The organism is Micromonospora yasonensis (assembly GCF_026013475.1).
Classification (GTDB): Bacteria; Actinomycetota; Actinomycetes; order Mycobacteriales; family Micromonosporaceae; genus Micromonospora; species Micromonospora yasonensis.
In genome coordinates this window covers 1-5,033 of record NZ_JAPDPH010000345.1, presented here as the reverse complement: position 1 = coordinate 5,033, position 5,033 = coordinate 1, and the positions used below count along the sequence as shown (strand labels likewise).

The window sequence follows — 5,033 nt, the reverse complement described above, 5'->3', positions numbered from 1 at the left end:
CCGGTACGCCTCGTGCTCGGCCTCGAACAGGGTTCGTCTCATGGCGGGCCCGCTACATCATGAATCCGCCGTCGCAGACCAGGATCTGGCCCGTGACGTAGTCGGATTCGGGGATGGTCAGCAGGTAGACCGCGTTGGCCGCGTCGGTCGGGGTGCCGGCCCGGCCGAGCGGGATCATGCGTTCGGCCGCCGAGAGCAGGTCGGGGTTGACCCCGACCTTGATCTGCCGGCCCCGCACGTCGATGGTGCTGTCGCCGGCCGCAGAGGCGTCGGTGAGCCGGGTCTTGATCAGCCCGAACGCGACCGTGTTGACGGTGACCTGGTAGCGGCCCCACTCCTTGGCCAGGGCCCGGGTCAGGCCGGTGACGCCGGCCTTGGCCGCCGCGTAGTTGACCTGGCCGGCGTTGCCGTGCAGGCCGGCGACGGAGGAGATGTTGACGACCTTGCGCACCGGCACCGGTTCACCGGCCGCCTGGGCCTGCTTGACCGCGGCGGAGATCACCGGCTGGGCGGCACGCAGGATCCGGAAGGGCGCCCTGAGGTGCACGTCGAGGATGGCGTCCCACTGTTCGTCGGTCATCTTCTGGATGACGGTGTCCCAGGTGTAGCCGGCGTTGTTGACGATGACGTCCAGGCCGCCGAAGCGGTCCACTGCGGTGCCGACGAAGCGCTCCGCGAAGCCGGCGTCGGTGACGCTGCCGGCGCAGGCGACCGCCCGGCCGCCGGCCGCCTCGATGTCGGCGACGGTCTGCGCGGCCGGTTCCTCGTCGAGGTCGTTGACCACGACCGCCGCGCCGTCGGCGGCGAGCTTGCGGGCGATCTCCCGGCCGATGCCGCGCCCCGAACCGGAGACGATCGCGACCTTGCCGTCGAGCTTTGCCATGGGCTGCGAGCCTTTCGTCAGGTCAGGTGAGGTCGATGACCGCCTCGCCGGTCAGCGTCGTGGTGCCGTCGGCGAGGGTGACAGCGAGCGCGAGGGTGGCCAGCCCGTCCGCGACGGAGACCACCCGCCCGGTGCAGGTCGGTTCGGCGTGCACCGGGGTGATGGCGGCGAACCGGACCCGGTAGGAGCGGATCCGGTGTTGCGGCACCCAGCCGGTCAGCAGCCGGCCGAGGTAGGCCATGGAGAGCATGCCGTGGGCGAACACGTCGTCGAGCCCGGCGGAGCGGGCCACGTCGAGGTCGATGTGGATCGGGTTGTGGTCGCCGGAGGCGCCGGCGAACAGCGCCAGCGTGGTCCGGGTGATCGGCGGGAGCCGCAGCGGCGGCAGCTCGGCACCCTCCCGCAGGTCGTCCACCGTGGTCATCGGGCCACCTCCGGATTGCGTACGACGATGACCGCGGTCGCCTCGGCCACCAGCTGGTCGTGGCGCATCACGTCGGTCCGCTTGACCAGGAACTCCAGCGCGCCGCCCTTGCGGGTGTAGACGTCGACGATCCGCGGCCGGAGCTCGACGGTGTCGCCGGCGTACACCATCGTGTGGTAGCTGAACTCCTGCTCGCCGTGCAGCACCCGGCGCAGGTCCACCCCCAGGTCGGCGAGGTACCCCCACGGATCCGGGGACTCCATCTCCAGGCTGAAGAAGAACGTGGGCGGCACCGGCAGGTCCGGGTGACCCGCGGCCCGGGCGGCGGCCAGGTCCACGTACTCCGGGTCGGTCTCGCCGATGGCCTGGGCGAAGAACCGCAACCGGCCGCGCTCCACGGTGACGGTGACCGGCGGGAAGGCCAGCGCCCGGGCCTTGTCGGGGTCGACGGGCATCGCCTCAGCTCCGCTTCTCGTAGAGGGTGACCACGGCGGCGCCGCCGAGGCCGATGTTGTGCTGCAACGCGACGGCGACGCCGTCGACCTGTCGGGCCTCGGCCTGCCCGCGCAGCTGCCAGACCAATTCGGCGCACTGGGCCAGCCCGGTGGCGCCGAGCGGGTGCCCCTTGGACAGCAGGCCGCCGGACGGGTTGGTCACCACCCGGCCGCCGTAGGTGTTGTCGCCGTCGGCGACGAACTTTTCGGCCGTACCCTCCGGGGTCAGCCCGATCGCCTCGTAGGTGAGCAGCTCGTTGGTGGTGAAGCAGTCGTGCAGCTCCACCACCCGCAGGTCCTCGGGGCCCACCCCGGAGTCCTCGTACACCTGCCGGGCGGCGGCCCGGGACATCTCGTAGCCGACGAGCGTGCGCAGGTCGCCGCTGTCGAACGTCGACGGCAGGTCGGTGGTCATCGCCTGGGCCCGGATCGCCACGTCGGTACGCAGCCCGTGGGCGCGGGCGAACTCCTCGCTGCACAGCACCGCGGCCGCCGCGCCACAGGTCGGCGGGCAGCACTGCAGGCGGGTCAGCGGGCCGTGGATGTGCGGCGACGCGAGCACCTCCTCCACCGTGACCGGGTCACGGAACACCGCGTACGGGTTGTGCGCCGCGTGCCGGCGGGCCTTCACGGCGATCGCGGCGAACGTCTCGGGCCGGGTGCCGTACTGCTCGGCGTACGCCGCGCCCGCGCCGCCGAAGTAGCGGGCGGCCAGCGGGGCGTCACCAGCGCCCTGGACCCGGTCCGAGACCTCGTGGAACCGGTCGAACGGGGTGGGCCGGTCGGACCAGTGCGTGGTCAGCGCGCCGCGCTGCATCTGCTCGAACCCCAGCGCCAGCACGCAGTCGGCCGCGCCGGACTCGACGGCCTGGCGGGCCAGGAACAGCGCGGACGAGCCGGTCGAGCAGTTGTTGTTGACGTTGACCACCGGTATGCCGGTCTGCCCGACCCGGTAGAGCGCCGCCTGCCCGCACGTCGAATCGCCGTACACATAGCCGACGTACGCCTGGCGCACTTGGGCGTAGTCGAGGCCGGCGTCCGCGAGCGCGGCCCGCGTCGCCTGCTCGCCCAGCACGTCGTACGGCTGGCTGGTCCTCGGGGTGGCGAACGGGACCATGCCCACGCCCGCCACGAGCGCTCGCCGGCTCATCGGCACTCCTCGCTAACGGCTGTTCACTTGTCGCGGTCCCACCGAGAGTAGGGCAGCCGATCGACCGATATCAAGCTTGTTCCGGTTCACAAATGCCGGACGCCTTGATATCGATCTATATTTACCAATAGGCCGTTCGGTGTGCAGGCCGCGGCCTTCGCGTACGAACTGCTCGTCCGGTAGGCCGCCTCGGCTTTGCGAATACTCCAGGAGGGATGCCGCAGATCACATAAAGTCGGTCACGTTATGGCGGCATCGAGGCTGACGAGACCGGGAGCCGGCGGACAGCCCACGGGGCGCCGGCCGCTGACGCGGCTGACCGTGGTCAGCCTTGCCGGGCATGTGGTCTTCGAGCTGGGCGCCGGGGTCGGCATGCCGCTCGCCTCGGTGATCGGCCCGTACGCGGCCGCGGGTTTCTGGACCCTCGTCACCGGCGGCGTCCTGGCGGCGAGCACCGGCGACGAGTCCGCCGACCCACTGCTGGCGGCGGCGAACGGCTTCGGGATCGCCGCGGTTTCGGCTCATCTGCTCGGCTGGCCGGCCCGTCGCACCAGAGTTGGGCTGCCCTGGCTGGAGGACTGCGAGGGGCTGGGACCGGAGTTGATGCGCTACTACAACCCGATCCTCTATCTTTCGGGAGTTGCGGGCGTGCTCGCCATCGCCCGGGAGAACCGCACCGCCCGCCGCTACCTGCCGGTCGCCATGCTCGGACTCGTGCCGGGCCTCATCGCGTTCCAGCATTGGGAGCACCGGCGACTGCGCCGGCTGGCGCAGACCCGCCCCGGGTGGTGGAACCGCCGGCGGCGGCGACTCGCCCCCGCACCGTGACGGGATGCCGCTGCTGAATCCGGCTGTAACGGCCGGCACCGGGCCGGCGCTGTCTACAAGGGACGGCCATGGTGCGAGGCGGTCCCTCGGCCGGGCGGGACGGCTGGCCTCACACCTCACCGCGGTCCCGTCCGGTCTCCATGTTCTACCCGCAACAGCGACCCCTGACGCTGCTTGGAGGCCCTGTGATCGTCGAATCGACCACCCGCAAACCGCCGCCCCGTTGGCCGGTCAACGACAGCCGGCCGGCGCCTGCCGCATGGAACCGGTCCACCCGTCCCATGCCCCAGGTACCGCAGCAGCCGCGCGACTGGTGGGCGTGCGCCATGCTCGGTTGCGTCACGGTGCTGATCGCCTGCCTCGCCACGATCGTGGTTGTCCTGGCTCGGTAGGAGGTCACTCAGCCGACCGGGAGCGCCCCACCGTCCGGTGGGGCGCTCCGTCCTGACCCAGGCAGGTCGATGCGGGGTGGAAGTCAACAAACGCGCCCGGGTGGCCGCTGGCCCGCCCTACGCTCAAGCCCTGACCCGGCCAGTGAATCAGGAGGTCACGGCGGTGGGCACCGAGCAGCAGAACATGGAACTGATGCAGACCCTCGACGACGCGTGGAACGCCCAGGACATCGACACGTTCAACAGCCGGCACCACGAGGACGTCGTGGTGCGGTGGCCTGGCAAACCGGAGACGCATGGCCAGCACAACCACGAGGCCGAGGCGAGGGATTTCTTCACGGCGTTTCCGGATCAGCGGCTCGGCAACCGGCCATACAAGGTCCTGTTCGCCTCGGGTGACTGGACGTGCTCGATCGCACGGTTCACCGGCACCATGACCGGCCCCATGAAGGGCCCGGACGGTAACGAGATCCCGCCCACCGGCAAGTCGTTCGACGTCGACTTCTGCACCGTGGCCCGCTGGGTCGACGGGAAGATCGCCGAAGAGAACCTCTTCTACGACCTCAGCACGTTCATGAAGCAGATCGGGCTGGCATAGTCCCGTGCCCGGCGAGGTGGGCGAGCACGGTCTGGTTGGCTTCCCAGCCGTCCGGGAATTTCACCGGCACGTCCAGGTGCACCCGCTCGGTCGACGGGTGGGCGTCCAGCAGCTCCGGAATTCCGGCTCGTGCCACCACAATGCAGGCGTGCCGGTGCCGCGACGCCAGCACGCACAGCCGCCCCGACTCCAGGTGGAACGCGGTCGCGTCCCGCCGCCCCGACAGTGGGTGCAGCACGATCGTCACGTCGTACTCGCGGCCCT

6 protein-coding genes and 1 pseudogene are annotated in these 5,033 nt (G+C 70.8%); 2 read left to right on the top strand and 5 right to left on the bottom strand.

The window, feature by feature from the left end:
* Nucleotides 1-52 precede the first annotated feature (52 nt).
* The 4 genes from ONA70_RS34645 to ONA70_RS34630 are packed head-to-tail and all read right to left on the bottom strand — an operon-like array spanning nucleotide 53 to nucleotide 2,951.
* Complete coding sequence (locus tag ONA70_RS34645; protein ID WP_265010704.1) at nucleotides 53-883, bottom strand: SDR family NAD(P)-dependent oxidoreductase; 831 nt, start codon at nucleotides 881-883, stop codon at nucleotides 53-55.
* 22 nt (nucleotides 884-905) lie between these two features.
* Entirely contained in the window at nucleotides 906-1,307 is a 402-nt protein-coding gene (locus tag ONA70_RS34640; protein WP_265010703.1) for a MaoC/PaaZ C-terminal domain-containing protein, read from the bottom strand.
* A complete protein-coding gene (locus tag ONA70_RS34635) occupies nucleotides 1,304-1,762 on the bottom strand; it encodes a MaoC family dehydratase N-terminal domain-containing protein (protein WP_265010702.1) in 459 nt (152 codons plus the stop codon). Before ONA70_RS34635 ends, ONA70_RS34640 begins: the two co-directional genes overlap by 4 nt.
* Nucleotides 1,763-1,766: 4 nt before the next feature.
* Nucleotides 1,767-2,951, bottom strand: a complete 1,185-nt coding sequence (locus ONA70_RS34630) for a lipid-transfer protein (protein WP_265010701.1) — start codon at nucleotides 2,949-2,951, stop codon at nucleotides 1,767-1,769.
* Between the two features lie 321 nt (nucleotides 2,952-3,272).
* On the opposite strand from ONA70_RS34630, the gene ONA70_RS34625 reads away from it, so the two are divergent.
* A complete protein-coding gene (locus ONA70_RS34625) occupies nucleotides 3,273-3,779 on the top strand; it encodes a hypothetical protein (RefSeq protein ID WP_265010700.1) in 507 nt (168 codons plus the stop codon).
* Nucleotides 3,780-4,247: 468 nt separating this feature from the next.
* Nucleotides 4,248-4,769 carry an ester cyclase gene (locus ONA70_RS34620; protein WP_265010699.1) on the top strand — a complete coding sequence of 174 codons (522 nt, stop codon included), beginning with the start codon at nucleotides 4,248-4,250 and terminating at the stop codon, nucleotides 4,767-4,769.
* On the opposite strand, the pseudogene ONA70_RS34615 reads toward ONA70_RS34620, so the two are convergent.
* Nucleotides 4,744-5,033: pseudogene (locus tag ONA70_RS34615) on the bottom strand (helicase); the annotation flags it as partial. The gene ONA70_RS34620 and the pseudogene ONA70_RS34615 sit on opposite strands and share 26 nt — an antisense overlap.